Source organism: Humibacter sp. RRB41 (assembly GCF_022761015.1).
GTDB lineage: Bacteria > Actinomycetota > Actinomycetes > Actinomycetales > Microbacteriaceae > Humibacter.
Genome location: NZ_JAKWJQ010000001.1, coordinates 753,158 through 779,098, shown reverse-complemented (window position 1 = coordinate 779,098; position 25,941 = coordinate 753,158). Strand labels below are relative to the sequence as shown.

At 66.9% G+C, this 25,941-nt stretch carries 26 protein-coding genes; 17 read left to right on the top strand and 9 right to left on the bottom strand.

Annotated features, from left to right (window positions below; all coding sequences use genetic code 11):
- Position 1: 1 nt before the first annotated feature.
- The gene (locus MJ603_RS03785; RefSeq protein WP_243062320.1) at positions 2-889 is read right to left on the bottom strand and encodes an SMP-30/gluconolactonase/LRE family protein; all 888 of its coding nucleotides are present in this window, start codon (positions 887-889) and stop codon (positions 2-4) included.
- Positions 890-917: 28 nt separating this feature from the next.
- Positions 918-1,697: an SDR family NAD(P)-dependent oxidoreductase gene (locus MJ603_RS03780; protein ID WP_243062319.1), complete on the bottom strand. Its 780-nt coding sequence runs from the start codon at positions 1,695-1,697 to the stop codon at positions 918-920.
- A gap of 126 nt (positions 1,698-1,823) precedes the next feature.
- On the opposite strand from MJ603_RS03780, the gene MJ603_RS03775 reads away from it, so the two are divergent.
- The 7 genes from MJ603_RS03775 to MJ603_RS03745 all read left to right on the top strand — a co-directional run bounded on the left by MJ603_RS03775 (position 1,824) and on the right by MJ603_RS03745 (position 9,015).
- Entirely contained in the window at positions 1,824-2,855 is a 1,032-nt protein-coding gene (locus tag MJ603_RS03775; protein ID WP_243062318.1) for a LacI family DNA-binding transcriptional regulator, read from the top strand.
- Positions 2,856-3,247: 392 nt separating this feature from the next.
- Positions 3,248-4,621, top strand: a complete 1,374-nt coding sequence (locus tag MJ603_RS03770; protein WP_243062317.1) for an ABC transporter substrate-binding protein — start codon at positions 3,248-3,250, stop codon at positions 4,619-4,621.
- 46 nt (positions 4,622-4,667) lie between these two features.
- Positions 4,668-5,636, top strand: coding sequence for a carbohydrate ABC transporter permease (locus MJ603_RS03765; RefSeq protein ID WP_243062316.1), 969 nt, complete (start codon positions 4,668-4,670; stop codon positions 5,634-5,636).
- Complete coding sequence (locus tag MJ603_RS03760; protein ID WP_243062315.1) at positions 5,636-6,424, top strand: carbohydrate ABC transporter permease; 789 nt, start codon at positions 5,636-5,638, stop codon at positions 6,422-6,424. The genes MJ603_RS03765 and MJ603_RS03760 overlap by 1 nt, the downstream gene beginning before the upstream one ends.
- Positions 6,425-6,542: 118 nt before the next feature.
- Positions 6,543-6,899: a tautomerase family protein gene (locus MJ603_RS03755; RefSeq protein ID WP_243062314.1), complete on the top strand. Its 357-nt coding sequence runs from the start codon at positions 6,543-6,545 to the stop codon at positions 6,897-6,899.
- An 80-nt stretch (positions 6,900-6,979) separates the two neighbouring features.
- The gene (locus MJ603_RS03750; RefSeq protein ID WP_243062313.1) at positions 6,980-8,065 is read left to right on the top strand and encodes an NAD-dependent epimerase/dehydratase family protein; all 1,086 of its coding nucleotides are present in this window, start codon (positions 6,980-6,982) and stop codon (positions 8,063-8,065) included.
- Positions 8,062-9,015 (top strand): aldo/keto reductase, encoded by a 954-nt coding sequence (locus MJ603_RS03745; RefSeq protein ID WP_243062312.1) that lies wholly within the window; start codon positions 8,062-8,064, stop codon positions 9,013-9,015. Before MJ603_RS03750 ends, MJ603_RS03745 begins: the two co-directional genes overlap by 4 nt.
- A gap of 56 nt (positions 9,016-9,071) precedes the next feature.
- On the opposite strand, the gene MJ603_RS03740 is transcribed toward MJ603_RS03745, so the two are convergent.
- Complete coding sequence (locus tag MJ603_RS03740; RefSeq protein WP_243062311.1) at positions 9,072-10,763, bottom strand: class I adenylate-forming enzyme family protein; 1,692 nt, start codon at positions 10,761-10,763, stop codon at positions 9,072-9,074.
- Between the two features lie 153 nt (positions 10,764-10,916).
- Here MJ603_RS03740 and MJ603_RS03735 point away from each other — a divergent pair, with 153 nt between their 5' ends.
- Positions 10,917-11,831, top strand: a complete 915-nt coding sequence (locus tag MJ603_RS03735) for an aminoglycoside phosphotransferase family protein (protein WP_243062310.1) — start codon at positions 10,917-10,919, stop codon at positions 11,829-11,831.
- Between the two features lie 26 nt (positions 11,832-11,857).
- On the opposite strand, the gene MJ603_RS03730 is transcribed toward MJ603_RS03735, so the two are convergent.
- Positions 11,858-12,109 (bottom strand): hypothetical protein, encoded by a 252-nt coding sequence (locus tag MJ603_RS03730; RefSeq protein ID WP_243062309.1) that lies wholly within the window; start codon positions 12,107-12,109, stop codon positions 11,858-11,860.
- 161 nt (positions 12,110-12,270) lie between these two features.
- On the opposite strand from MJ603_RS03730, the gene MJ603_RS03725 reads away from it, so the two are divergent.
- From MJ603_RS03725 to MJ603_RS03700, 6 genes are all read left to right on the top strand, one after another.
- Positions 12,271-12,609 (top strand): hypothetical protein, encoded by a 339-nt coding sequence (locus tag MJ603_RS03725; protein WP_243062308.1) that lies wholly within the window; start codon positions 12,271-12,273, stop codon positions 12,607-12,609.
- Positions 12,610-12,870: 261 nt separating this feature from the next.
- Positions 12,871-13,860, top strand: coding sequence for a Gfo/Idh/MocA family protein (locus MJ603_RS03720; protein ID WP_243062307.1), 990 nt, complete (start codon positions 12,871-12,873; stop codon positions 13,858-13,860).
- Positions 13,861-13,965: 105 nt separating this feature from the next.
- Positions 13,966-15,606, top strand: coding sequence for a SulP family inorganic anion transporter (locus MJ603_RS03715; RefSeq protein ID WP_374230806.1), 1,641 nt, complete (start codon positions 13,966-13,968; stop codon positions 15,604-15,606).
- Between the two features lie 105 nt (positions 15,607-15,711).
- A complete protein-coding gene (locus MJ603_RS03710; RefSeq protein WP_243062305.1) occupies positions 15,712-16,065 on the top strand; it encodes a helix-turn-helix transcriptional regulator in 354 nt (117 codons plus the stop codon).
- The gene (locus MJ603_RS03705) at positions 16,062-16,580 is read left to right on the top strand and encodes an SRPBCC domain-containing protein (RefSeq protein ID WP_243062304.1); all 519 of its coding nucleotides are present in this window, start codon (positions 16,062-16,064) and stop codon (positions 16,578-16,580) included. Before MJ603_RS03710 ends, MJ603_RS03705 begins: the two co-directional genes overlap by 4 nt.
- Positions 16,570-17,430, top strand: a complete 861-nt coding sequence (locus MJ603_RS03700; RefSeq protein ID WP_243062303.1) for an alpha/beta fold hydrolase — start codon at positions 16,570-16,572, stop codon at positions 17,428-17,430. Before MJ603_RS03705 ends, MJ603_RS03700 begins: the two co-directional genes overlap by 11 nt.
- A gap of 19 nt (positions 17,431-17,449) precedes the next feature.
- On the opposite strand, the gene MJ603_RS03695 is transcribed toward MJ603_RS03700, so the two are convergent.
- The gene (locus tag MJ603_RS03695) at positions 17,450-18,145 is read right to left on the bottom strand and encodes a DUF998 domain-containing protein (protein WP_243062302.1); all 696 of its coding nucleotides are present in this window, start codon (positions 18,143-18,145) and stop codon (positions 17,450-17,452) included.
- Positions 18,146-18,242: 97 nt separating this feature from the next.
- On the opposite strand from MJ603_RS03695, the gene MJ603_RS03690 reads away from it, so the two are divergent.
- Entirely contained in the window at positions 18,243-18,848 is a 606-nt protein-coding gene (locus MJ603_RS03690; protein WP_243062301.1) for a TetR/AcrR family transcriptional regulator, read from the top strand.
- A gap of 29 nt (positions 18,849-18,877) precedes the next feature.
- Here MJ603_RS03690 and MJ603_RS03685 read toward each other — a convergent pair whose 3' ends face one another.
- The gene (locus MJ603_RS03685) at positions 18,878-19,603 is read right to left on the bottom strand and encodes a DUF2306 domain-containing protein (RefSeq protein WP_243062300.1); all 726 of its coding nucleotides are present in this window, start codon (positions 19,601-19,603) and stop codon (positions 18,878-18,880) included.
- A gap of 161 nt (positions 19,604-19,764) precedes the next feature.
- On the opposite strand from MJ603_RS03685, the gene MJ603_RS03680 reads away from it, so the two are divergent.
- Positions 19,765-20,982: a cation:proton antiporter gene (locus MJ603_RS03680; protein ID WP_243062299.1), complete on the top strand. Its 1,218-nt coding sequence runs from the start codon at positions 19,765-19,767 to the stop codon at positions 20,980-20,982.
- Between the two features lie 44 nt (positions 20,983-21,026).
- Here the strand turns inward: MJ603_RS03680 and MJ603_RS03675 are convergent, their stop codons facing one another.
- Positions 21,027-22,247, bottom strand: coding sequence for an FAD-dependent monooxygenase (locus MJ603_RS03675; protein WP_243062298.1), 1,221 nt, complete (start codon positions 22,245-22,247; stop codon positions 21,027-21,029).
- A 127-nt stretch (positions 22,248-22,374) separates the two neighbouring features.
- Here MJ603_RS03675 and MJ603_RS03670 point away from each other — a divergent pair, with 127 nt between their 5' ends.
- Positions 22,375-23,046, top strand: a complete 672-nt coding sequence (locus MJ603_RS03670) for a TetR/AcrR family transcriptional regulator (RefSeq protein ID WP_243062297.1) — start codon at positions 22,375-22,377, stop codon at positions 23,044-23,046.
- A 29-nt stretch (positions 23,047-23,075) separates the two neighbouring features.
- Here MJ603_RS03670 and MJ603_RS03665 read toward each other — a convergent pair whose 3' ends face one another.
- Positions 23,076-24,626 (bottom strand): serine hydrolase, encoded by a 1,551-nt coding sequence (locus MJ603_RS03665; RefSeq protein WP_243062296.1) that lies wholly within the window; start codon positions 24,624-24,626, stop codon positions 23,076-23,078.
- Positions 24,627-25,020: 394 nt separating this feature from the next.
- Complete coding sequence (locus MJ603_RS03660) at positions 25,021-25,857, bottom strand: AfsA-related hotdog domain-containing protein (protein ID WP_243062295.1); 837 nt, start codon at positions 25,855-25,857, stop codon at positions 25,021-25,023.
- Positions 25,858-25,941: the final 84 nt, after the last annotated feature.

Sequence of the window (25,941 nt, the reverse complement as noted above, 5' to 3'; positions counted from 1 at the left end):
CTCACCCGTCGAAGACCGGAAGCGGCCGGCCGGCGATGCCGGGGTCGACCGCGAAGACGGCGCCTGCAGCAGGCTCCGCACCGTCCGCGATCCCCTGCCTCGACGTCGTGATGTACAGCGTCGAGAGATCCGTCCCGCCGAACGCGGCAGCGGTGGTGTTGCTCACGCCCGGCACCTCGACGACGGCGGTGAGCGCTCCCGCCGAGTCGTACCTGCGTACCTGCCCGCCGTTCCAGAGCGCGACCCAGACGCCGCCATCGGCATCCACCGCGAGGCCGTCCGGGTGCCCGTCTGTCGGGTCGACGACGGCGAACGTGCGGCGGTCGTGGAACGAGGCATCCTTTCCATCGAAGTCGAACACGTCGATGTGGTTCGTGGGGGTGTCGACGTAGTACGCGGTCTCGCCGTCGGCGCTCCACTGCAGGCCATTCGAGATGGTCACGCCGTCGAACACCACGTGGGTGGAGCCGTCCGGGTCGAGCCGGTACAGGGTCCCGGCGCCCGGCTCCTCGTCGTACGCCATGGTGCCGCAGTAGAACCTGCCCTGCGGATCGCATCCGCCGTCGTTCATGCGGATGCCGGCATCCGTCACCACGTCGGGCACCGTGCGCTCGAGCTCGAACGGATCGCTGAACAGGCTGAAGCCGTGTTCCGTTGCCACCACGAATCCACCGGATGCCCGAGGCCGCAACGCCGCAGCCACCGGAGACCCGACAGCATGCCGCACCGCCGTGACGGGTTCTCCCGCAGCCCCGGCGGCCGTCGGATCGCCCAGGTCGAGCACCTCGCCGGCGAGCATGTCGACGATGAGCAGGCGGCCGCCCGCGCCATCCCACACAGGGCCTTCACCGTGCTCCGCGACCCGCTCCGTGATCTGCTCGGCCTTCATCGCACCCTCCGTCCGCTCGAGAAGACGATCACTCCCAGCCGCCGTCGACGACCCACGTCTGGCCCGTGCAGAGACGGGAGTCCTCGGCCGCGAGCCACAGGACCATGCGCGCCACGTCGGCGGGGTAGAGCAATTCGGGAAGGGCCTGCATGCGGTAGATGTGTTCTCTCTCCGCGTCGCCAACCCACATCGTGAGCTGGCGCTGCGTCATGATCCACCCGGGGATGACGCAGTTCACGCGGATGCCGTCGCCACCCAGCTCCCTCGCCAGCGTGCGGGTGAGGCCCTCGACGCCCGCCTTCGCCGCGATGTAGATCGGCAGGTCGGTGAGGTCGATGTGCGCGCTGATCGAGCCCAGGTTGATGATCGAGCCGTGGCCGGCCTTTCGCATGCCGGGCGCCACCGCCTGCGCCGCGAAGAAGTGATGACGGATGTTCACGGCCATCCGCTCGTCCCAGAGCTCGACGTCGACCTCGGCGACCGCGTGGCGCGAATCGTTCGCCGCGTTGTTCACGAGCACGGTCACCGGTCCGAAGCGATCGGCTGCGTCGTCGATCGCCGCGACCAGCGCCGGAACGTTTCGCACGTCGACGACGGAGAACACCGGCTCGGGATCACCGCGTTCGACGATCTCCGCAACCAGCGAGCGACCGGATGCCTCATCCAGGTCGACGAACGACACCCTCGACCCCTGGCCGGCGAGCTGGGAGACGAACTCTCGTCCGAGCCCGGAGGCGCCGCCGCTCACGAAGGCGTGCTGCCCCTCGAGTGAGGGATAGGTTGCGAACGCCGACGTTCGATCGGTCATGAATGTTTCCCACGTGTCACGAAATCTATCTATCTCGTCAGCGTAGAGGGACACTTCAGGCACGTCAACGTGCCGGACGGGCGTGGAAACTTTCGTAGGGGCATCCTGTGGCATACAGTGATGGGCATGTCCGACGGCGAGGCGATCACGACACACGCGTCCCGCGCCACCCTCGCCGAGGTGGCAGCGCTCGCGCGGGTGTCGGTGGCGACCGTATCGAAGGTGTTGAACGGCCGCGCAGGGGTCTCCGCCGAGACGCGCAGCAGGGTCGAAGCACTCCTCAACGATCGCAACTACAACCGACGCTCGACACCCCAGGCCACCGCTTCTCTCATCGAGGTGCTCTGTTTCGAGATCGACAGCCCGTTCGGCGCTGCGGCGATCGCCAGCATCGAACGCGTCGCCCGCGAGCAGCAGATGGGCATGGTCGTCTCGGCGTCCGACGACGACCACCTGCCGGCCGCCGGCTGGGTCGACGGTGTGCTGCGCAGGCAGCCGCTGGGCATCATCCTGGTGGCGGCCCAGCTCGAATCGAAGGACATGCAGCGCCTGCGCTCCCGCGGCATCCCGATGGTGATGATCGACCCGTACGGCTCGCCGGCGTCGGATGCCCCATCGATCGGGTCGGCCGACTGGAACGGCGGCTTCCTGGCAACGCAGCACCTGATCGGACTCGGCCACACCGACATCGCGATCATCACCGGCCCCGACAGCATGATGGCGTCGACGGCACGATTGTCCGGGTACCGCGCAGCACTGGATGCCGCGCACCTGCCCGTGCGCTCCGAGTACATCCGCTCCGGACGATTCCACCACGCGGATGGCGTCACTGGCGGCCGCGAGCTGCTCGCGCTGCCTGAGCCTCCTACCGCCATCTTCGCGACTTCGGATCTGCACGCCCTCGGTGTCTACGAGGCTGTCCGATCGCTCGGAAAGACCATTCCGGGTGACGTCTCCGTGGTCGGCTACGACGATCTCGCGATCGCGAAGTGGGCGGGGCCGCCGCTCACGACCATCCGCGTGCCGCTGGCGACGATGGCGGAGCAGGCGACGCACCTGGTGACCCGCCTGCGCGACGAGCCGGAACTCGCGTTCAGCCGCGTCGAGCTGGCGACGTCGCTGGTGGTGCGCGAGAGCACGGCGCCGCCCCGCGGCTGACGCCGCGTACGCGCACCCGCTGATCCAGGAAGAGCGCGCACCCCGCTGGTCGAGTAGCGCGCCGAAGGCCCGCGTATCGAGGCCCTCTCGTGCATCGGGTCTCGATACGCGTCGGCCCGCGGGCGGCGCTGCTCGATCAGTGGGGCGCGAATTGGTAACGAAAGTTTCGTTCTTCACTAGAAACCTTGACATGAAGTTTCGCGCTGGCTAGTTTCATGACGAAAGCGGGTTGCACCCCGCGACCGCAGCAGGAACAACGACGTCAATGCGCGTGATACCTCAGCAGGCATTCGGGTCGGAACGTCGTCACTCCTCTGTGCAGGCCGTGATCAGGGCGATTCCGGCTCCCCAACTCGGATACGACGCCGTGTCCGCAACCGAAGAGGATCACAATGCACTTGCCATTCCGATCGAAGAAGACGCTGCGGGCGGTCACCGTCGCAGCGATGGTGGGCATGACAGCGCTCGGGCTCGCCGCATGCAGCAGCGGCAGCAATCAGAGTTCGAGCGGGTCCGCCACGAAGGGAACCATCAATTGGTGGGGCTGGACACCCACGAACAGCCAGGAGGCGAAGGACTTCATCGCCCAGTTCAACAAGAAGTATCCGAACATCAAGGTCAACTTCAAGCTGATCGACATCACGAGCTACGACGCAACGATTCGCGCGGCTCTCGCTTCCAGCGGCGGACCGGACGTCTTCGACCTCCAGCCTGGCGCGCGCGTGCAGCAGTTCGGGCCGTATGCGGAAGACATGGCGCCCGTCGCGAAGGCCGCGCTCGGCTCCGACTGGAAGTCGAAGATCGCTCCTATCGCCATCAGCGGCATGACGCTCAAGGGCAAGCTGACCGCTCTACCGGTCGGCTCCACCTACGCGGGCATGCTCTGGATCAATTCGGAGCTGTTCGACAAGTACAAGCTGAAGCCGCCGACCACCCTCGACGAGTGGAAGAAGGACTGCCAGGTCTTCAAGCAGAACGGTGTCGGATGCTTCGTGCAGGGCGCGGCACAGGAGGGCTTCGACCAGGACACGCTGCAATCCATCTCCAATTCCGTCAAGCCTGGTCTGTGGACCAAGGCATCGGAGGGCAAAGCCAAGTGGAATGATCCGACCATCGTCAAGACTCTTTCCATCTGGAAGGACCTCTTCGACAGCGGCATCATGCAGTCCGGAGCACTCGGCGCGCAGCAGTACCCTGACGCGAACAACCAGTTCCTCACCGGCAAGTACGCGATGATCATGATGGGCACCTGGTACACGCAGTACTCCACTGAAACCGCCATGAAGGAGGCCATCTCCGCCGCCGGTGTCTCAGGGGCGAAGACGTTCCCGATCCTTCCCGTCGCCTTCCCAGATGTCGCCGGCAAGGGCAACACGAGCGAGATGTACGGCGACGCCGACTACGGCCTTGCCGTGGCATCCAAGTCCAAGAACCAGGCGGCTGCCGAGACCTTCGCCAAGTGGATCGCCACAACTCAGGACGGCCAGCAGACGATCGCCGATCGCCTCGACACCCTGCCGACGCTCAAGGGCATCAAGCCGAACTTCTCGCAGATCAAGTTCGTCGACCCGTCTCTGCAGAGCACCCCGGTCAACGACCTGCTGAAGAAGGTCGGAAGCGTATCGGAGCCCCGCGAGGCCCTGCTCAGCGCCGACGTGCAGAACGCCATCCTCGCGGCGGCGCAATCCGTGGCAGGCGGGAGTTCGACACCTCAGCAGGCCGCCGACACTCTCGAGAAGGCCGCCGAAGCCGCGGCGAGCAAGTGAGGCAGCGATCGGTGATGACTCGTCATCGCATGCGGAGCGATGAATCGTGACCGAGTCCGTTCTTCATCCGCAGCGCACCTCGCGGCAGGCGGCGTCCGGCGGACGGTCCCCCAGGGGGGACGCCCGCCGGCACCGCCGCCTGCAGGCACCCGGGCTGCCCTGGATCCTGCCGGCACTGGTTCTGGGCATCGGCCTTATCTACTACTGCATCGGGTACACGGGATTCATCTCACTGCTCGATTGGGATGGGCTGAGCCCGGAGCCCGAGTGGGTCGGGGTGCACAACTACATCGCGATCTTCCAGGATCCGGTGTTCTGGAAAGCTGCCTCGCACACGGTGCTGTTCTTCATCGTCACGTTCGGTCTGCAGACCTTCCTCGGGCTCGTGTTCGCCGTGATGATGCACTCGAAGATCAGGCTCGGTGTTCTCTACAAGATCATCGTGTTCGTGCCCGTCGTGCTCGCGCCGGCGATCATGGCGCCGGTGTTCCGACAGATGTTCGCGGCGAACGGTCAGTTCAACTGGCTCCTCGATCACATCGGCCTCGGCTTTCTCGCCCAACCGTGGATCGGCCAGGAGAGCACGGCGCTTCCCGTGATCATGGTCATCACCATCTGGCAGTGGACCGGACTCACCTTTGTGCTGTACTTCGCGGCGATGAGCCAGATCGATCAGTCGATGATCGAAGCGGCGCGCATCGACGGCGCCGGCAATGTGCGCACGCTGATCAGCATCATCTGGCCCAGCGTGCGGGGTACGACAGTGGCACTGGCCATCCTGAGCGCGATCGGGGCGCTGAAAACGTTCGACGTGCCGTGGCTCGTCACGATCGCCGGACCGAATAACGCCACCCAGTTCCTCGGCACGTACATCTACCAGACCACCATCCAGCTGGCCCACGCCGGCTATGGAGCGGCACTGTCGATCATCCTGCTCGTCGTCGCTCTGGTGATGGCGATCATCTTCCAGACGGCCGGCCGTGAACGCACCCGAGAGAAGAAGGGAGCTCGCTGATGTTCGAGGTACGCACACGGTGGGGCAAACTCCTGCTGCAGGTGGTCGCGACCGTCTTCGTACTTCCGTTCCTGTTCCCGCTGATCGTCATGGTGCAGGGATCGTTCGCGGGAGCGGGATGGGGCAACTACTCGGCCGTACTCGGAGTTCCGGGATTCTTCCGGTTCTTTCTGAACAGCGCCATCATCGCGATCGGGGTGATCGTGCTCGTGTACGTGGTGACGATGCTGGCGTCGTACGGCTTCGCGAAGCTGCACATCAGGGCGCGCGAGGTGTACTTCTGGATGCTGCTGGTCTGCCTAACACTGCCGGAGGTCGTACTTCTCACGCCGCTCTTCGCCACAACGCAGCAGCTCGGCCTGTACAACACGTACCTCTCGGTGATCCTGCCGTTGGCTGCGTTGCAGGTCCCGTTCGCCGTGCTGCTCACACGCAACTTCATCAACGGTCTCCCGGACGAGATGTTCGAGGCGGCACGTGTCGACGGTGCCAACTCGTTCCGCGGGTTCCTCTACCTGGTTATTCCACTCACCAGGCCGATTGCGGCGGCGGTGTTGATCTTCACTCTGATCGGAGCCTGGAACGACTACCTGATGCCGCTCGTCTTCCTGCAGTCGCAAGACCTGCAGACCATCACGCTGGTTCCGCAGTTCTTCGTCGGCGAGTTCAGCAACGACCAGACCAAGGTATTGGCCTCAGCCGTGCTCACTGCGATACCGGAGATCGTCGCATACCTCTGCCTCCAGGGTCTGTTCGAGCGAGGGCTGTCGGCGGGAGCGATCAAGTGACGACGGCGCGCGATTCCGGTTCCGCACCGAACCCGATTCCTGTCAACAGGATCTCCGAACCACCTGCACTGCGGAATCATCCGGATTTCCGAACCGCCCAGAAAAAGAAGGAGGCCTCGTGCCGCTCATTCAAGTCGATCTGTCCCGCGAGCTGTTCGAGGCGTCGCACGAGAGAATCGGCAACGCGATCCACGACGCACAGATCGAAGCACTCGGCATTCCGGCCGACGACCGCTTCCAGGTGTTCCACCCACACGGGGAAGGCGAACTCAAGTTCGACGCGACCTACAACGACGTCGAGCGACACGACCTTCTGCTCATCCGGGTGACCGCCGTGCACATGTACCCGGTGGCGACGAAGCGACGGTTCTTCGAGGCGGTGGTCGCAGGGCTCGAGCCGCTCGGCATCCGTCACGAAGACGTGCTCATCTGCCTTACCGAGAACGGCTTCGAGGACTGGTGGGCCGGCCGCTAGGCCGCTGACCCGATAGCGGGCCCAGACTCGTAGGCCGAGACTCGTAGGCCCAGACTCGTAAAACCCAGAGAGGAATCACTGTGCTCCAGCACGACAACGCGCCGCTGAGCGTGCTCTTCATCGGCGGAACCGGCACGATCAGCGCATCGTGCGTGCGGCTGGCCGTCGAGACGGGGATGCACGTCACGGTGCTGAACCGCGGCGCCAGCCGGGTGCAGCGCGAGCTGCCGGCATCCGTCGAACGCATCACCGCCGACATCGCCGACGAGGATGCCGTCACCGCCGCGATCGCGGACCGCAGCTTCGACTCGGTCGTCAACTTCGTGTCGTACGACGTCGACGACGTGCAGCGGATGCTCCGCATCTTCACCGGCCGCGTCGGCCAGTACGTGCACATCAGCTCAGGATCGATTTATGCGAAACCGGTGCTGCAGACCCCGATCACCGAGTCGACGCCGACGGCGCCGAACCCTCCGCTGCCGTATGCGACGGCGAAGTGGCGGGCCGAGCGAGCGCTCTTGGACGCGCACACGGCATCCGGATTCCCGGTCACCGTGGTGCGCCCCTCCCACACGTACGACGATCAGAACCCGCCGCTGCCCGGCGGATGGACCGTGGTGGACCGCATCGCCCGGGGAATCGAGATTCCGGTGCACGGCGACGGGACCTCGCTCTGGACGCTGACCCACGCCGAGGACTTCGCCCAGGGGCTCGTCGGCCTGCTCGGCGACTCGCGCACGATCGGCGAGGTCTTCAACATCACCGGCGACGACGTCTACACGTGGGACCAGATCTACACGATCGTCGCCAGGGCCCTTGGCGTCGAACCTAGGCTGGTGCATGTGCCGAGCGAGTTCTACCCCGTGATCGCCCCCGAATGGTTCTGGTCGGGAGAGATGGTCGGCGACCTCGGGCACTCAGCCGTCTTCGACAACGCGAAGATCCGCCGGTTCGTCCCGGGCTACGCCCCGAAGCTCACGTTCGAGCGCGCGGTCGCACGCATGCTGCGGTGGCGGTCGGAGCATCCGGATCTCGCGGGCGGTGACGCGGAGACCGAGGCCGTGCTCGACCGCTTCGTCGACGGCTACCACGCCGCCCGCGATGCGTTCGAGGAGCGGAATCCGGCTCGTGTCGACACCGCCTCGACGGTTGGGGCCGGAGCGTGACCGCGGAAGTCGGCATCCGTTCGCTCGGGTCGAACGGACTCGACGTCACGACCCTCTGTTTCGGCACCAGTCCGTTGGCGAGCATGGCTCGGCTGTACGGCTACGACGTCGACGAGCGCCGGGCGATCGACACGGTGCTGGCGGTGCTGGACAGTCCGATCAGGTTCATCGACACCTCGAACGGCTACGGCGAGAACGGCACCGCCGAGCGCCGCATCGGGGCTGCGTTGCGCGAATTCGGCGGACTTCCGGCCGACGTCGTGCTCGCGACGAAAGTCGACCCGGATCCCGTCACCGGCGACTTCTCTGGAGCGCGAGTCGCGGCATCCCTGCGCGAAAGTCTGGAACGGCTCGGCGTCGACCGGGTGCCGCTGCTGCACCTGCACGACCCGGAGCGGATCGGCTTCGAGCGGGCGGTCGCCGACGACGGACCGGTGGCGGCCATGGTCGCGCTGCGGGACGAGGGCATCGTCGACCGTATCGGTGTCGCGGGCGGCCCTGTCGATCTGCTCGCGAGCCTCCTCGAGACCGGGGCCTTCGACGTGGTGCTGAGCCACAACCGGCACACCCTGCTCGACCGTTCGGCCGACGGGCTGTACGCGATGGCCCGCCGGCGCGGTGTCGGTGTGCTGAACGCGGCGCCGTTCGGCGGCGGGATGCTCGCCAAGGGCCCTGCCGCACAGTCCAAGTACGGCTACGGCGAGCGTGATGACCGCGTCGCGGTGGCCGCGAACGCGATGCAGCATGCCTGTGCACGCCACGGCATCCCGCTCGCAGCCGCCGCGCTGCAGTTCTCGTTACGGTCGCCGTTGATCGACTCGACCGTCGTCGGCATCTCGGCGCCGGAGCGCGTCGCCCAGACCCTGGAACTCGCGAGCATCGACATCCCGCACGAGCTCTGGGACGAGCTCGCGGAGCTCACCCCGCCTGCCGAGGTCTGGCTCGGCTGAAGCTCAGCCACTCTGGTCGAGTAGCGCCCGCGGAGCGGACGCGACCAGCGGCGGCGCTACGGCGCCACGAACCTGCCGGCGTCAGCGTCCGCTGATGCCTGCGCCTTCAGCTTGAAGTGCTGCTTCTTGCCGGTGGCGGTGTACGGCAGCTCGGTGACGAACGTGTACCGCCGCGGACGCTTGTAGTCGGCGAGCGCGACGCTCGCGCGCAGGTAGGCGTCGAGTTCGGTCGCGGCGGCAGCGGCATCCGCCAGCTTTCCATCGCGCGGCTGGATGTACGCGACGACGACCTCGCCCCACTGCTGGTCGGGCAAGCCGACGACGATCGAATCGGCGACGCCCTCGTGCCCCGCCAGCACCTCTTCGACCTGCACCGGATGCACGTTCTCGCCGCCCGAGATGATCATGTCGTCCTTGCGCCCCACCACGGTGACGATCTCGTTCTCGTCCCAGGTGGCGAGATCACCCGGGTACACCCACCCATCGCGGAACTTCTCGGCCTGTTCCTCCGGGTTGCCGAGGTAGGCGTATCCGCTCTTCACGGAGCGCATGATGATCTCGCCGATCTCCTGACCGTCCTTCTTCGCGTGATCCTCCGGCGACGCGATGCCCTCTTTGTAGACCTTGACCACGGCGACGTCGTCGTCGAGGCACGCGCGACCGGCGGCTCCTGCGGCATCCGGCAGATCCTCGGGCCGAAGGTAGGTGTTCCAGAACGCCTCCGTCGTGCCGTAGCCGTTCGCGATCCGCGGAGTCAGCACGCGCTGGTAGCGCAGCGCGGCGGCCCGGTCGAGCGGCGCGCCCATCGTCACGATGCCGTGCAACGACGACAGGTCGCGGGGCTGCGCTTCCTGGGCATCCGCCAGCCGTTCCAGGTTGGTGGGGGCGCCGATCACGTACGTGAGCCTGTAGTCCTGGATGCTGTCGAGCACGACCTGCGGATCGAACTTCGGCAAGGTGACCACCTCGGCGCCCACGAAGAACGCGGTGTTCGGGCCGGCGCAGTAGTTGCCTCCCCGGTGGAACCACGGCGACATGTTCATCGTCTTGTCGGTGGGCGCGAGCGGAAAGTGCATGATCACGTCGTGCGCGGTGAGCACCTCGTTGAGGCTGGTGAGCGGAACGGCCTTGGGCATGCCCGTCGTGCCCGACGTGTACAGGCGAGATGTCTCATCCCAGGTGCTCGCATCCGCCGGCGCGTGGAAGCTCGGCGCGCCATCCGCGAAAAGGTCGTCGAACCGCACGGTGTCGGGCAACAGGTCATCGTCGCCGACGCCGGCGACGATGCGCGGCGCATGCTCGGCGAGGTCGAGAGCAGCAGCGACGTTGGCGGCGTCCGCCGTGTCGTACACGAAGACCACCGGATGCGCCTGGTCGATGATGTGCGCGGTCTCGGCGGGAGCCAAGCGGAAGTTCATCGGCGAACTGACGGCACGCAGCCCCTGCGCCGCGATGTAGAGGAACGCGAACTCGGGCACGTTCATCAGCTGATAGCAGACGATGTCGCCGACACCCACCTCGCGCGATCGCAGTCCTTCGACGAGTCGTCCGGTGACCTGGCCGAGCTCGGCATACGTCCACGATCTACCGGTCGGGGGGTCTGTCATCGCTGGTCGATGCGCATAACGGTGGATGTTGCGCTCGAACGCGGCCGCCCACGTGAAGTGACCTTCGAAGACCCGTCGGAACTCGCTCGGGTCGTACTCGGTGTTGCCTGCACTGTTGCCGACACGGCCGTCTGCCGTCATGGTTGCCTCTTCTCTTCTTGCTCGGGCGGCCGCTCCAGTCGTGACTGAGCGCCCGGACGAAGCCGTCGAGCGTGTCGTGCTCGGCGTCGGGTTTCGCCAGCCTATTACTGCTGTGCCCAGCGCGTGGATGCGCGGTTGCTAGCCTGGAAGGCCATGCAAACCCCCGCAGCGAACATCCGTGTCGATCCCGAACTCGTGCGAAGTCTGCTCGCCGAACAGCACCCGGATCTGACCGGGGACCTCGAACTGGTCGCCAACGGCTGGGACAACGTGATCTACCGGCTCGGGCCCGACCTGGCCGTGCGAGTGCCACGTCGCGATGTCGCGGCGCACCTCATCGCCCACGAGCAGCGCTGGCTCCCTTCACTCGCACCCTGGCTTCCGGTACCCGTGCCCGTTCCCGTTCGCATCGGCGTTCCGAGCCCGCTGTTCCGCTGGCATTGGAGCGTGGTGCGCTGGGTCGACGGCATCGACGGCGCGGATGTCGCTTCCCACGACCGCACGCAGCTCGCCGTGCCGCTCGCCCGCTTCGTGACGGCGTTGCATCGACCAGCGCCGACTGCGCCGGATGGCATGGTGCATCAGGATGTGCCGCTCAACCCGGTGCGCGGTGTGCCACTGCGTTCACGCGACGCCGCAGTGCGAGAGAGACTTCGCGAGCTGCGCACCGACTACGACACCCGGTTGCTCGCCGCGCTCTGGCAGGAGTCGCTCGACGCGCCGGTCTGGGATGGGCCGCCGATCTGGATCCACGGCGACCTGCACCCTGGCAACCTTCTGCTGGATCAGCGCGGGGGCCTCGCCTCCGTCATCGACTTCGGCGACCTCACGGCCGGAGACCCCGCGACGGATCTGGCAACGGCCTGGCTCACATTCCGGCCCGAGTCGCGCGCCGTCTTCCGGGCGCTCATCGACGACGCCACGCACGCGGATGCCGCCACCTGGCTGCGCGCCCGCGGCTGGGCGCTCTGCATGGGCACCGCGCTCGCCACGTCATCCGACGACAACCGGCGGATGTCCACGCTCGGCTCTCACGTGCTGGGCCAGCTCATCTTCCACGACGACTGACGACCACCGCGCCGCACGACGAACGCTCAGGCCGTGCGGCGCAGCAGCGGGGTATCGGCCAGATCACGCCGGTCGGAAGCGATCGCCGTCGGCACGGTCGCACCCGGGTGCTCGGTCAGGGAGCGCAGCGCGCTCTGCCTGACGATGTAGCGCTTGCCGTCGGGGAATCGCACGATGCACGACGGCACGGTGAGGATGGCGATCACGGTGCCGCGGCGGCCGAGCACCTCGACCTCTTGCCCCAAGGTGAAGGGCACCTTGCTCCGCGACCGTCTCATTTCTCCATGGTGAGGGGCGAATCCTTGAGGGTTCTGTGCTGCTCCCGAATACGAACCGAGTGATGACTGTACAGATGATGAGTTCCGTCGTCCACTGCGTCTGAGAGAGGTCATAGGCAGCCCACAACGCACACCGAACGACTCGTCGCACCATGGCATTCGTGCCTGATTACGCAGCCGAGATCGAGTACATCGCAGAAGGATTCGGGCTTTCCGAATTCCGGATGCTCCGCCGTCAGCTCGTTCCCCTCCTCACGGACTCCAAGGGGGTATCGGGCGTGCGAACGGACCGTTCCGGCCGCAGTGTCACTGCCGTTGTCGTGGTGAACGCCCCGAGTTCATCCACGGCGATGGCTCGGGCCGCCTCGACGGCCCGAGCTCTGCTGCCACGGCTTCGTGCGGTTCGAACGGGTTCTCTGTCGCTGCGCATCAGGCTCGAACGCGACGAGCGTGCGGAGGTCGCATCACACGGCGGCTCCCGCGCGCTCGTCGAGCGCTGACATCGTTGTAATCCCCCTCGAATGGGGGACAATAAATACGGTAGGTTGAGGTGACATCCACCGGATGTGACGTCCGGTACTTCCAGGAGGCAGCACTGCCTCGAGGGAAGGCTACAGGCGCGTTCCCGGTGGTGTTGATAGGGAATCCTGGCGGCCAGGTGTTCGGGTCACTTCGCCTCCAGGATTCCCGCTTGTGCGGATGCCGTGCGGCGCCCTGCCGTCGCGCGGCATGATGGAGATCTCGCACGGACGGACACCCACATGCGCATCGGCATCCTTGGCGCGGCGCACATCGCCGCGACATCGCTCGTGGCACCGGCACGCAACGTGATCGACGTGACGATCGGAGCGGTGGCCGCACGCGACGCGAGCAAGGCGGCGGAGTATGCGCACCGGCACGGCATCCCGCGCTCGTATGGCAGCTACAACGAGTTGCTGGCCGACGAGTCGCTGGACGCCGTCTACATTCCGCTGCCCAACGCGCTGCACGGCGAGTACACGCGGCGGGCACTCGAGGCCGGCAAGCACGTGCTCTGCGAGAAGCCGTTCACCGCGAACGCAGACGAAGCGCGCTCCGTTAAAACGGTGGCGGACGCGACCGGTCTGGTGGTGATGGAGGCCTTCCATTACCGCTATCACCCGTTCGCCCGGCGCGTGATCGACATCGTGCGCTCAGGAGAGCTCGGCGTCGTCGAGTCGGTGTCTGCGACGCTCTGCGTTCCGATGCCGCCGTCGAGGCGGAACATCCGCTGGCACTACATGCTTGCCGGTGGATCGATGATGGACCTCGGCTGCTACGCCGTGCACATGGTGCGATCCGCGACAGGCCTCGAGCCCGAAGTCATCGCGGCGAAGACGGCGACCGTGCACAGCGACGCCGCCGTCGACCGCTACCTGCGTACGACTCTGCACTTCCCCGACGGGTCGAGCGGCGCCACGACGGTAGCGATGTGGTCGTCGCGTCTGCTCTCGCTACGGCTCGATGTGCGCGGCACACGCGGCCACCTGACGGCAAGTCGCCTGCTCAGCCCCCAGTTCTTCGCTCGCGCCGTCGTGCACGCGGATGCCGGCAGGCGCGTCGAGCACGCATCCCGCCGCCCCAGCTACGAGTTCCAGCTCGAGGCGTTCCGGGATGCCGTCGCGGGCGACGACACCAACCTCACGCCTCCGACCGACTCGGTCGCCACGATGACGGTGATCGATGCGGCCTATCGCGCGGCCGGTCTGCCGGTGCGGATCCCGTACAAGTAACCCGTCGCGGAGGATGTGCCTGCCACGTCGTGGCTGCAGCATGGGTCATGATCGCACGGGCGCGCATCCACCCGATGCCCGTCTGCACCGCGAGAGGGGATGATCGTGAGCGATTCGGCTCGAGCCGTCACCGGCCTCCGCATGCCGGCCTGGCTCTTCCCCGGATTCTCTGGTTACCAAAGGCGATGGCTGGGCAACGATCTACTCGCCGGGCTCTCCGCAGGCGCTGTTGTCATTCCGCAGGCGATGGCGTACGCCACGATCGCTAACCTGCCGGTGCAGGTGGGCCTCTACACGTGCATCGTGCCGATGGTCGTCTACGTGCTGCTCGGCGGCTCGCGCGCGATGAGCGTCTCGACGACGTCGACCATCGCCACCCTGACCGCGTCGACCCTGGTCACGGTGGGCGTGGCGGCGGGTTCGAAGGATGTCATGGGCTCGGTGATCACGCTGACCCTGCTGGTCGGCGCGATCCTGCTCGTCATGCGGCTGCTGAAGCTCGGCTCCCTGGTCGAGAACATCAGCAAGGCGACCATCATCGGAGTGCAGTGCGGCGTGGGTGCCACTGTCGCGGTCGGGCAACTCCCGAAGCTGTTCGGCGTCGACACGAACTTCACGGGACACGGATTCATCCGTTCGATCATCGCGGTGGTCGAAGCGCTTCCCGGCGCGAACTGGCCGACGGTCATCCTCTCCGTCGTGTCGGTGGCTCTGCTCGTCGTGCTCAAGCGACTCGCACCCGCGATTCCAGCGGCGCTGATCATCGTCGTCGGTGGCATTGCGCTGGTGGCCTTCTCGGGCATCCGTAGCGACGGCGTCGACCTCATCGCTCAGGTGCCGCAGGGACTGCCGATCCCGCACCTGCCGGACTTCACGCACACGCTCGATCTCCTGCCCGGCGCCCTCGGCATCGCGTTGATGGCGTTCCTCGAGACGGTGGCGGTGGCGCGGGGCATCCGCACGTCCAGGGAGCCGCAGATCGACAGCAACCGCGAACTGCTCGCCATCTCGGCCGCGAGCATCGCCGGGTCGTTCTTCTACACGCTGCCGGCTGCGGGCGGCTTCTCGCAGAGCGCCGTCAACCAGAACTCCGGTGCGAAGTCCCAGCTCGCTCAAGCGACCACCGTGGTGCTGGCGATCCTCGTCGCGCTCTTCCTCGGACCCGTGCTCTCTCTGCTACCGCAGGCCACGCTTGCGTCGCTCGTCTTCGTCGCCGTTCTCGGCCTGATCGACGTGAAGGGGCTGGTGCGCCTGGCGAGGATCAGCCCCCGCGACTTCTGGATCGCCCTGGTCACCGCGGGGGTCGGGCTCACGCTCGGCCTGCTTCCCGCCGTGCTGGTGGGCGTCGTCACGACACTCGTGCTCGTGCTGCGCGAGCTGAACACCCCGCTCTTGGAGATCGAGGAACGACGAGGAGACGCTCTCGCGATCCATCTCGCGCGGGGGCTCTACACCGCCAACGTGCTGGAGAACGAGCGGGCGATCCTCGCGCTGGTCGATCAGCAGCAGCCGCCGATCCGCGTACTCGTTCTGAACCTCGAACGCCTCTCCGCCATCTCGATCACGGTGCTCGACGCACTCGAAGACCTGGACAGGGAGCTGTCAGCCAAGGGAATCACGCTCCACGTGGCGTGCATGCCGCAGCCGTCAATCGACATTGCAGGCAAGCTGCCGTGGTACCAGCAGCTGGAGACATCCGGCCGCTCGCACGCCACCGTCGCGGATGCCTTCGCCACGCTCCGCTAGGTCCGCCATAGCGCGTGCCGCCCAGAACCCTGAGCGAGTAGAGCGAGTAGAGCGAGTCGAAGGGTCGCACTTGACGCTTCCGGCACAATGACATATTTTCCTTTCGTGGTAATTTCTACTAAAGGCAACTATGACATCGGCCCCGTCTTCGCCGCGCTCGCCGATCCCACCCGCCGCCGCATCGTGGAGACGCTGCACGACCACGAGGTCACCGTGGGCGCACTCGCCGACGAGCTGCATCTCAGCGCGCCGACGGTCTCGAAGCACCTCACGGTTCTCGAGCGTGCCGGCCTGGTCTTCCGGCAGCGCGACGCGCAGCGGCGGGTCTGCCGCCTCGAGCCGACCGGCTTCGCGAGCCTCGCCGAGTGGTCGAGGCGCTACGAACGATTCTGGGCAGGAAACCTGGAGGGCCTCGACGACTACCTCGCCGAACTCGAGACGGACGAGGCCGCGCGATGACCGGCGCGACGACCGTGAGTCGCACGGCGACGGGCATCCGCCTCGACCGATCGTTCACCGCGGCGCCCCGCACGGTGTTCCGAGCGCTGTCGGAGCGGGAGCACTTGATGCGCTGGTGGGGTCCACCGAACTGCCGCGTCGTGGAGTGCGACGTGGACTTCAGGGTCGGCGGAGTCTGGCATTACCGTCTGCTCTCGCCCGACGGCACCGAGCACTGGAGCCGCGCCGTCTATCGCGACATCGTTCCGGACGAACGCATCGTCTACGTCGAGACCGGGTCGGATGCCGCCGGTGGCGTCGTGCATGACCGGCCGGCATCCGTCGCCACCATCTCGCTCTCGCCGATCGAGCAGGGCACCCACATGGACGTGCAGCTCGTCTTCGTCTCGGCACTCGACCGCGATCGCGCGGTCGCGAACGGGGTTGCGGCCGGATTCGGCGCGGCGCTGGACCAACTTGAACCTCTGCTCGCAGAACTCGTTTCGGACCGAAGGGAACCACACGATGTCCACTGAACAAGCACCCGCCGAACAGGGCGGTGCCGGCCTCACGAGGTTCGACCACTCCACCGCGGCGCACTCCGCCGACGGCATCGCGATCGCGTATGAGATCCACGGTGACGGACCTGGCGTGATCCTGATCGACGGAGCGATGTGCTTCCGCGACTCCGGCCCGATGCGCCCGCTGTGCACGCAGCTCGACGACGATTTCGCCGTGCTCATCTACGACCGGCGTGGGCGCGGGCAGAGCGATGATGCGCTCCCCTACTCCGTCGACCGCGAGCTCGACGACCTGGCCGCGCTCGTCGATGTCGTGAGCGAGACCGCCGGATCCGCAGCTCCGCCTGCGCTGGTCGGCGTCTCCTCTGGCGGTGCCCTCGCGCTGCGGGCTGCGGCACACCTCGACGAGCGCGTGCGCTCGGTCGTCGTCTACGAGCCGCCGTACATGCCGGCCGACCTGGCCGCCGGCGCGCACGAGTACACGGATGCGCTCGGGCACGCACTGGCATCCGGCGACCGCGACACGGCGCTCTCCCTCTTTCTCGCCCGGGTCGGGATGCCAGAGCAGGCGCTCGCCGGCATGCGGCAGAGCCCGGCCTGGCAAGGGATGCTGGCGCTCGCCCCGACCCTCGCCTACGACGACGCCGTGCTCGGCGACAGCATCGTTCCCGCCGAACTCGTCGCGTCGATTCCGGTTCCCGTGCTGGCGATCGCCGGCGGCGCGAGCCCGGCGATGATGCAGCACGGGGCACGGGAGGTCGCCGCCGCTGCAGCGCACGGCGCGTTCGACGAGCTCGCCGGGCAGCAACACGATGCGGATGCTGCGGTGCTGGCCGCAGGCATCCGTGGGTTCCTGAGGCCCTGACCGGCAGGCGCTCCCGCGCCTACCGCGTGGTCGTCGGCGCCGCCGCGACCGGCACCTCGATACGACCCTCGAGCGCGGCCTCTCGGTAGAAGATCACCGACACCCAGCTGAACCACGCCCAGGCCAGGATCACGACGACTGTGAACGCCACGTTCGCCGCGACGTTCCCGCCACCGGCAGCGATCGCCACGAAGCCCACCAGCAACAGGATGCCCGCCACGACACTCAGCACAGCCCAGGTTCGCGACGTGCGCGCCAGTCGCCTAGCGAGGAGGAAGGCGGCGACGGCGAACGCGACGAACCCGACGCCGCCGACGAGCAGGTGCAGCATGCCGTGCACGGTGAATCCGTTGCCCGGGCGGTCGGGGAAGAAGACGCCGGCCGCGACGAGAAGCACTCCGTACACGACGAGGTAGACCCAGGCCGTTGCGCCCTTCCCCTCGGCGATGTGACGGTGCACGCCGATCGCCGCGGCGATGACCATCAGCCCGGTCAGGATGAACACGACGACGTGCACCCAGCCGGCCGCGCCGAGCGAGAGCAGGCTCCAACTGTCCCTGGCGAAGTCGAACCCTGGAGTCAGAAACCCCTGCACGACCGATGCGACGACGTAGAAGGGACCGGCGATCACGCCGTATCCGAGCAGCGATTTCGTGACGCGCGCCTCTGGCGTGCAGTCGTAGCGCACGGCGGCTGAACCCTGCGACGAGAACATGTCATCACATCCAATCAATACTGAACGGTTCAGTTTCGTTTGATGTTAGGCTCCGAACAGCGGGTCGGTCAAGCGATTCGAGCAACTGGGAGGTGGCATGCGCGAGCGGAAGTCGGCGGAGATCCTCGCTGCAGCGCGCGAACTGTTCCTGCGGAACGGCTTCGCTGCCACGTCCATCGACGCGATCGCGTCGGCCGCCGGCGTCTCGAAAGCCACGGTCTACAGCAACTTCGCCGACAAGGATGCGCTGCTGATCACGCTGCTCGACTCCATCACGACGGAAGCGACAGGTATTCTGCAGCACGCGACCGCGGGACTCGAAGGCGATGCGACCCTGCGCGAGCGCTTCGTCGCGGTGGGCACCGCGCTCGTGGCAGGCGTGCTGCGCCCCGAGGTGCTGAGCCTGCGGAGACTCGCGATCGCGCAGGCATCCGCGTTCCCGAAGCCGGTCGGAGAATACTGGCGGCGCGGTCCGGCCGCGACGATCGAGCTGCTGACCGCCCACCTCGAGCGGATGCATGCCGCGGGCGAGCTCCTCGTTCCGGATGCGCATGAGGCGGCATCCCAACTGGCCTACGCTCTCGTCGGCCCTCTGCAGGATCGCGCTCTGCTTTCACCCGCAGATCCGGCACCGGCGAAGGCTGCGGTCGATGAGCACGTCGAGTCGACGGTCGATGCGTTCCTGCGGGCGTACGCGAGATAACGCAACGCGACCGGCGGCAGTGAAGAGGATCAGACGTGCGCGCCCGCGAGCTCTTCCGCGCGGCGCTCTCTTGTCCTGTTGACATGCCGAGCCAGCAGCATGCCGACGATCAAGCACGGGACCCACGAGACCCAGCCCAGCCACGGGTAGAGCCGAGAGAACTGATCGAGCGCGATGATCGCCCCGTTCTCGCCGCGGATCACGACCGCTGCGAAGGTGAGGCTGAAGTTGGAGATGATCCAGAACCGATGTGCCGCGATGTCGTGTCGGATCAGGATGCCGCGCAGAGCCATCACGAGCGTGAACAGCCACGTGAGTCCCAGCGTGCAGAACCCGCTCGTCACGATCAGTCGACCGAACGGGATGACGCCCGGATACGCGTGGAACGACATGAAGACGGCGCAGGTCGCGGAGACCGTGACGGCCACGGCGTAGATGCTGCCGAACACGCGGTGCGTGCGCGTGTACCCGTTGCGCAGCGCGTTCACGAGGTTGATGGGACCGGCGATCAAGGCGACGGTCCCACCGGCGATGTGGGTCAGCAATGGCACGACATAGGTCGCGTAGGTCTGCTCTTGCTGGCTGAAGTAGTACTCCCGAAGGAACGGCATCGCCGGCATCACCACGAAATACAGCGAACCCATCGCAAGCGCCACGAGAAAGCTCGGCACCAGGACGAGCAGGATGACCGGCAGATATCCACCGTGCTGTCGCGCGGCGGCAGGGAGAAACGAGGATCCATCAGAGACGGTCACGAGCGATAGCGTGCCACTCGACACGACCTGCCTCCACTGTGCATTCGGATGCATGCAGGCCGGCACCGCGCATCCGTCGTCCGATGCGGAGCCAGGGCGGAATCGCGTCCGCCCCGCGAGGTCGCGAAGCGCGGGCGCTCGCCGGCCGTAGCATCCTGAGCATGGATGCGTCCATCGGTTCGATCGTGCTGATTCCCGCCCTCGCCGTCGTTGCGCCGATCCTCTCGACGCTCGTCGGTCGCGTGGCCAAGATTCCGCTGGTGGTCTTCGAGATCATCCTGGGCATCCTGATCGGACCGAGCGTGCTGGGTTGGGTGGCGAAGTCCGATGCGCTCGACATGATCTCCAACTTCGGCCTCGCGTTCCTGTTCTTCATGGCGGGCAACGAGATCGATTTCGCGACGATCAGGGGCAGGCCGCTGGGCCGAGCCTCTCTCGGATGGCTGATCTCGCTGATCGTCGGCATCGGGTTGGGCATCCTGCTCGCTCCGAGCCCGATCGCCGGTGTCTATGTGGGGATCGCGCTGTGCTCGACCGCACTCGGAACGCTCATGCCGCTGCTGCGCGACGCCGGCGAGCTCAAGACGCCGTTCGGAATCGCGGTCACCGCGGTCGGCGCGGTCGGGGAGTTCGGTCCGCTGGTCGCGATCGCCCTCTTCCTCTCCGGACGCACCCCGCTGTCGGCGGCACTCGTGCTCGCAGGCTTCGTCGTCATCACGGTGCTCGGCATCTGGCTCGCGTCCAGGGGAACGCACGACCGGTTCCATCGTCTGATTCGCGCGACGTTGCACACCAGCGGACAGTTCGCCGTGCGCTTCGTGATCGCGATCATCGCCGCGCTCGTCGGGTTGAGCCTCGCTCTCGGCCTCGACATGCTGCTCGGGGCCTTCGCAGCAGGAGTGCTCGCCAGGGTGCTGCTGTCCGGCGCGCGCCCCGGCGACGCGAAGCAGATCGAGGGCAAGCTCGAAGCCGTCGCATTCGGCTTCGTCGTGCCGATCTTCTTCATCGCGACGGGCGTCAACTTCGACCTGCGCGGCCTGTTGGCGGACTCCCGGTCGCTCATCCTGCTGCCGATCTTCGTGCTGATGCTGCTCATCGTTCGCGGGGTGCCGGGGATGCTCGCCATCCCGCCAGGATCGACCGCCCGCGACCGCACAGCACTCACACTGTTCTCAGCGACGGGCCTGCCGATCATCGTCGCGGTCACCAACATCGGGCTCGAACAGCACGACATCACGCAGGGCACCGCCAGCGCGCTGGTCGGCGCAGGGATGCTGTCGGTGCTGCTGTTCCCCGCCATCGCGCTGGCGCTGCGCCAACGTTCGTCCGACGGCGGACTGCGCCCGCCCGACGAGGAGCACGTGCCGATCGTCGGGTGAGGTGGGCGGCGTCCCCCAGCTCCCTGAGCGAGCGCAGCCCCGGGTCAGCGTGTCGTCTGCAGCAACGCGGCGTCGCTCTCGATCGCAGCGGGCGCGCGCCCGTAGTCTGCGACCGCACGTGTGATCAGCGCGGCGATGGGGCGGGTCTGCAGCACGCGCATGACGAACCTCATCGTGGCGATGCCGCGGCGGGTGCGCGGGGCGTAGGAGCGCACGCGGCCCGGGTACATCTTCTGAGCCGCCGTGGTGCGCGGGCGCATCTCGCGCTCGTAGGCATCCAGAGCCTGCTCGAGATCGTCGGGGACCGCGCCGTCGAGCGCCGCAGCGAGGGACTCCGCTCCCTGGAGGGCGAGCGCCGTGCCGAGGCCGCTGAGCGGACTCGCACACCAGGCGCTGTCGCCGAGGAGCACCACTCGTCCGCGGTGCCACCGGTCCACGTGGATCTGATCGTAGGTGTCGAGAGCGAAGTCGGCGGCCGAGCGTGAGGCATCGAGGAATTCGCGCGTGCGCCATCCGGTGTCGGCGAAGACTCGTTCCAACAACGCGAACCGCGCCTCGGCATCCTTGCGTGAGGGAAGCGTGTCGGCGGGGAACGTCAGTCCGACCTCCTGCTCGCCAGGATGCCCCGGCCTCGCCCCGATCACCCGCGCGCCCACCGCGTTGCACATCAGCGACCAGCCTTCGACGCTCGGTGTCGTCGCCGTCTCACGCAGCGTGAACCACGCGTGGGCGAGACCGAGCGGATGCCTGAAGTCGCTCTCCGGACCGAACGCCAGCGACCGCACCCGCGAGTGCGTGCCGTCGGCGCCGACAACGAGGTCGAACGTCTCGGACTCGTGACGACGGAACGTGACATGCACGCCGTGCGCATTCTCGGTGAGCTGTGCGACGGTGTCGTCGAAGCGGTGCTCGGTACGCGGACCGGACGCCGCGTGGATGATCCGGGCCAGGTCGGTGCGCAGCAGCTCCTCCGACGAGACGAATCCCTGTCCGCCGAATGCCTCGACCGGCATCGCCGCCCGGCGCTCTCCGCTCTCATCGATCCAGGCGAGCCCGCGCTGGTCCACGAGGTGCAGGAGACACTCATCGAGGAGGCCGAGCCTGTTCAGCACCTCCCGACTGTCACCACGCAGGTCGACGGTCTGACCGCCTGCTCGCAGTTCCGGCGCGATCTCGACGACCGTGACGTCCCATCCGGCGCGGTCCAGCATGAGCGCGAGCGCGTCTCCACCGATTCCTGCTCCGACGATCAGCACCCGTGACATGTCGACCTCCCGTGTTTCCCGCACTCGGCGGTGCTGGCATGCGTCCGCGTATGCGAATCGATTCGCGTTAGCGAGTCTAGACACCATGAGGTCTAAAATGCAACACAATTCGCGTTAGCATGATCGGGTGAGCGGGGACGAGCGATCGACGGCGGCCACACAGGACAGCGAGGAAGCGACCGCAGCCCTGGCCGCCGATGGCGTGCAGACGGTCGGCAATGCTCGGCCTGGAGGTCGCACAGCGCGAACTCGCGCCGCGGTGCACAAAGCCGTGCGGGAGTTGATCGAGCAGAACGGAGAGACAGCGCCGAGCATCCTCGAGGTCGCCGCTCGCTCGGGCGTGCACGCGGCGACGATCTACCGACGATGGCGCACCCCCGAGGCGCTTCTGCTCGACGTCGCGGTGGAGACGGTCAACGAGGTCTCGCCGATTCCCGTCACGGGTGACCTACGGGCCGATCTCACGGCATATACGCACAACCTCGTCACAAGCACCAGACGCCCAGGAGGGTTGGGCTTCTTGAACGCCATGCTCACGGCCGCGCGGAATCCGGAGATCGGCCCGACGGGAATCCAGGAGCTCGTCGCTCCGCGGCTTTCGCACTTTCAGCGCATGCTCGATGCAAGCGGCGCCACCGAGCTCACACCTCTGGATCTCTTCGGGCTCGTCCTCGCACCCGTGTACCTTGGCGCGATGATCGGCGCGCTCCCGCAAGCGCCAGATCAGACCGATCGGGAGGTCGCGGAGATCGTCGACAACGTGATCGCCGTGCGGCTGTATCGCTCGTCACCCTGCTAGGCACCCAATTCACGGAGCGGACAACGTCATCACTCCTGGATTGCGATCGTCTCCCCCGGTCGCACCGCGCGCAGTTCCCGCATGCTCACCAGGCGCAACGGCCGCGAGCGCCAGCGCGGCGTCACCGTGTGCGACGCGGGGTCGAACGTCAACGTGAGCCGGTGGGGAGTGTCGACGAACGCCACGTCGACGCGCACCGTTCCGTCCGACAGGACGCCGCCCCGCAGCGCGACCGGCACGCGGAGGCTTCCAGAGGCATCCGCTTCGGTCGTCACCCACTCGCCGCCTCCGACGATTCCGCCCGCGGTGCCGCCTGGCGCCCCGACGGCGGCAGCGCCTGGGCCGCCCTCGTTCAGCGTCAGACGCCATGACACAGCCGACCCAACCGACCCACCGTCGCGCTCGAGCGTCGCCGCGGCGAGCGCCTCGAACTCGCCGACGGACTCGGCATCGTCCGCTCGCCCATACTCGCCTGCGGCATCCGGGGCGAGGTCGTCCAGTGATTCGGGCAACGTCGGGAAGCCGATCTCACGCACGACGTCGTGCAGGTCGCCACCTCCCTGAGGCCGCAACGGCACCGAGCCGAACGCCGGCAGCAGGTGCTTCCAGACGCGGTTCAGGGCATCCTGCATGTCGATGGTCTGCGAGGTGATCGCCACGACGGCGTCGTGTTCCGGCAGCACAAGGCAGTACTGGCCGAACGCGCCGTCGCCGCGGAAGCCGTGGCGCGACATCCAGAACTGGAAGCCGTAACCCTGCTCCCAGTCAGAAGAAGCAGCGGTGAGGCCACCGGGTGCGGCGTTCGCGACCTGCGCACTGGTCGCTTCACGCACCCACTCCTCCGACAAGAGTCGCTCGCCGTTCCAAACGCCGCGGTTGAGATAGAGCTGGCCGAGTTTTGCGACCGCCTCTGCCGGGGCGAAGAGCCCCGAGAAGCCGAGTTCGACATCCGCGGGCTGCTGCTGCCAGCCGATCGGTGAGATGCCGAGCGGCTCGAGCAGCCTCGGCAGCAGGTACTCGCTCAACCGCTGGCCCGAGCGGCGCTGGATGATCGCTCCCAGTGTGTACGTGGCCAACTGGTTGTAGGTGAACACCGTGCCCGGCTCGCGCTCGGGCGGCATCGAGAAGAAGGCGCGAATCGGATGCTGCGGGTCAGCCTCGAATGCCGGAAACATGTCGTTCAGGTGGCCGGTCGCCATCGACGCAAGGTGCCGCACCAGGATGCCGCGACTCGCGTCGGCGACGCTGTCTGCGTACTCGGGAAAGTAGTCGGCGGCGGGGGTGTCGAGATCGAGGAGACCTTCCGCGACGGCGAAACCGGCGGCCGAGCTGGTGAAACTCTTGCTCAGCGAATAGAGCAGTTGCGGGCGACGTATCGCGTACGGCGCCCACTCCGCCGAGGCGATCACGGCGCCGTGCCGCACGATCACGATCGCGTGCGGATCCTGTGTCTCGTCGGTGTCGAACTCCTCGATCAGCGACCGGATGCCTGCCGGATCGACCCCCTCGGCCTCCGCCGTGCTCATCCGCCACACGCCGGTGGCGTTCAGCTCGCTGGTGTCCTCGGAATTCGCCGTCACGGGCATCCCCTCGTCATCGTCGTGTCGTTCGAGCCTCTCACGGTGGTCCCATGAGTGCGGTGCGGGCGGGACCGTCGCCGAGCGAACCCCGTCACGTCGCCGTGCCCGAGCTTCTCGACGCGGGCTCGGCTGACCCTGCATTCGACTTGAGCGAATCTTGAGGCTATCCCGCGGATTCGGTGTCGGGAGCGCTGGCAGCATGACAGTTGCCGCGATTTTCGCGGAGTCCTCAACCCCCCAAAACAGGCGTATCCAACCCGATGGAAGCGTCTAAGCCCGAACGGACATCTGTCCGGACGTGTGGTTTGGTGCTGGGCCTGTCACCGCTTCAAAGCGAGATCTGGACGGGCCCGGCACCGCCCGCCTGTGGCAGCATCCTCATTCGACGAGAGAACTACTCGCCGACCGGGCGCGTGCCCGTGACCGCCGTGGCGATCGTGCGGCCGTTCTGCAGGAACGTGGCGTTCAAGCCCGCACCGGTGAAATGAGCCTGGACGTTCGTCTCCACCCGGAACTCTCCGAATGCCGGGAACTCGATCGTGAGGAAGCGCGGCTGAACCCCGTATTCGTTCTCGTGGATGCGCGCGGCCGAATGGAACAGGAGCATCCCGGGCAGGTGATCGACCGGGTGGTCGAAGAAGAAGGGATCGGACTCGTTCACACCCAATCGCGCCGTCAGGTGATCGCCATCACGTTCTACCACGTCGATGAGCTCGGTGGCCGGCTCGCGGATCTCGTCGTCGAGCGGCAGCGCGTTGCGCCGGAGCACCCGATAGTCGCGGTCGGTAAGAATGCGGGCATCCACGTGGCCGGACGCGAGCCCGGGGAGCACGTAGTCGACGTTGAGGATGTGCGGTACTCCCTTTCGGAACCCGATGTCGGCGAACGTCACCTCCAGCCGTTCTTCGAGGGCGCCGAATCGCGGGAAATGCAGGGACGTCGTCTCCACCTGAACGGTCATCGTCGAGACGACGAAGTGCACCGACTGCCCCATGCCGAGTCCGGCGACGCAGATCGCAAGACCGGCCTGACGGAACGCCTCCGCCAGCAGCGTGACCGGTACGACGTCGGGCACGGGGTGGCAGAGCCAGTGACTGCGGGGTATCTCGACGTCGGCGTACCAGGTCTGTCCCTTGCTGCCCTCCGAACCCTCTGATGCCCGCCCGATCGCCCAGACCAGCGACTCGGATCGAGTGGAACGATGAGCGGCGCTGTTGTCAATGAGAGCCAAGTGACGCACCTTCGGCTTGTTCCGCTCGCATCCACGGAGCTGCCCCGAACCGCGCAGCGATCAGGCAACTCCCCGGCCGCTTCG